The sequence below is a fragment of the Bacillus sp. 03113 genome, from assembly GCF_006546985.1.
Classification (GTDB): domain Bacteria; phylum Bacillota; class Bacilli; order Bacillales; family Cytobacillaceae; genus VATK01.
Window position 1 is genome coordinate 1 of record NZ_VATK01000043.1, and the last position, 1,375, is coordinate 1,375.

At 37.5% G+C, this 1,375-nt stretch carries 1 protein-coding gene; it reads left to right on the plus strand.

Translation table 11 applies throughout. The features are described 5' to 3' along the window. The first annotated feature begins 104 nt into the window (after positions 1 to 104). Positions 105 to 1,343, plus strand: coding sequence for an IS256 family transposase (locus FDO66_RS20645; RefSeq protein WP_141434535.1), 1,239 nt, complete (start codon positions 105 to 107; stop codon positions 1,341 to 1,343). Positions 1,344 to 1,375 lie beyond the last annotated feature (32 nt).

The following is a 1,375-nucleotide window of genomic DNA, read 5'->3' on the forward strand; positions in this document are numbered from 1 at the left end:
GGGAGTGTAATATAAACTGTGTAAGTAAAAGTGCGTACGGCTTTTACTTCACAGTTTATTTGTTTTTGGTAGAATAAGATTAATAAGAGTAGGAGGTTTTGTACGTGGCAAATACGAAACGTGATCCAAAGTCTGTAGAGTTAGCGAACCTCATCTTAGAAAAGTACCAACCAGAAACAGTTGAAGATATGCAAAATGCCTTAAAAGATATTTTCGGTCCTATGTTTGAATCGATGTTAAAAGGAGAAATGAATCATCATATAGGATATGAATCGAATAATAAAGATGAAAAAAAGACCGCCAATCGACGGAATGGCTATGGGAAAAAAATCATCAAAACTAGTTCTGGAGAAGTAAATATACAAGTACCTCGAGATCGAGATGGTTCTTTTGAACCGCAACTTGTTCCAAAAAGAAAAAAAGACGTATCCGCCATTGAAGATAAGGTCTTATCTATGTATGCACGTGGGATGTCCCAACGGGATATATCCTCTACCATTGAAGATATTTATGGATTCTCCGTATCACACGAGATGATATCTGATATGACAGATCAAATACTTGTCGATCTAGAAGAATGGCAATCTAGACCTTTAAGCAGCTGTTATGCTTTTTTATTTGTAGACTGTATGTTCACAACCATTCGAAATCAATATGAGACGAAGAAATATGCCGTATACACCATTTTAGGCTATACAATGGAAGGCAAGAAAGAGATTCTGGGTCTATGGTTAAACGAAACAGAAAGTAAGCATAAGTGGATGCAAATTTTTGATGAAATCAAAGCTCGTGGTGTAGAGGATGTGTTTTTCTTGTCGATGGATGGAGTGAATGGTCTAGAAGAAGGGGCTCGTGCTATTTTCCCTGACTTGGTTGTGCAGCGTTGTATCGTCCATTTGATTCGTAACTCCATCAAATATGTTCCAAGTAAAGAATACAAACCCTTTACAGCGTCACTAAAGAAGGTATATAGTGCTCCAAGCCTTAAGGCTTGTCATAGTGCCTTTGAGGCCTTTCAAAAACAGTGGTCTTCTTACCCTGGAGCTGTGGATATATGGATTCGAAACTTCAATCATATAGAACAACTTTTTGACTATGGGAGTGCCATTCGCAAAGTCATGTACACCACGAATGCCGTAGAAAGTATCCATTCTAGTTTTCGGAAAGTGACGAAAAAAGGAGCATTCCCAAATGAAAATGCCCTATTTAAACTACTCTATTTACGCACTCAAGAATTAGAAAAGAAATGGGATGGTGGGTTTATTCAAAACTGGTCCATGGTAATGAACCAACTTTTAGTTCATGAACATCTAAAAAATCGAGTCCTAAAATACCTTGAGTAAAGTAGGGCTTACACACTTTATTTGACAAGCCC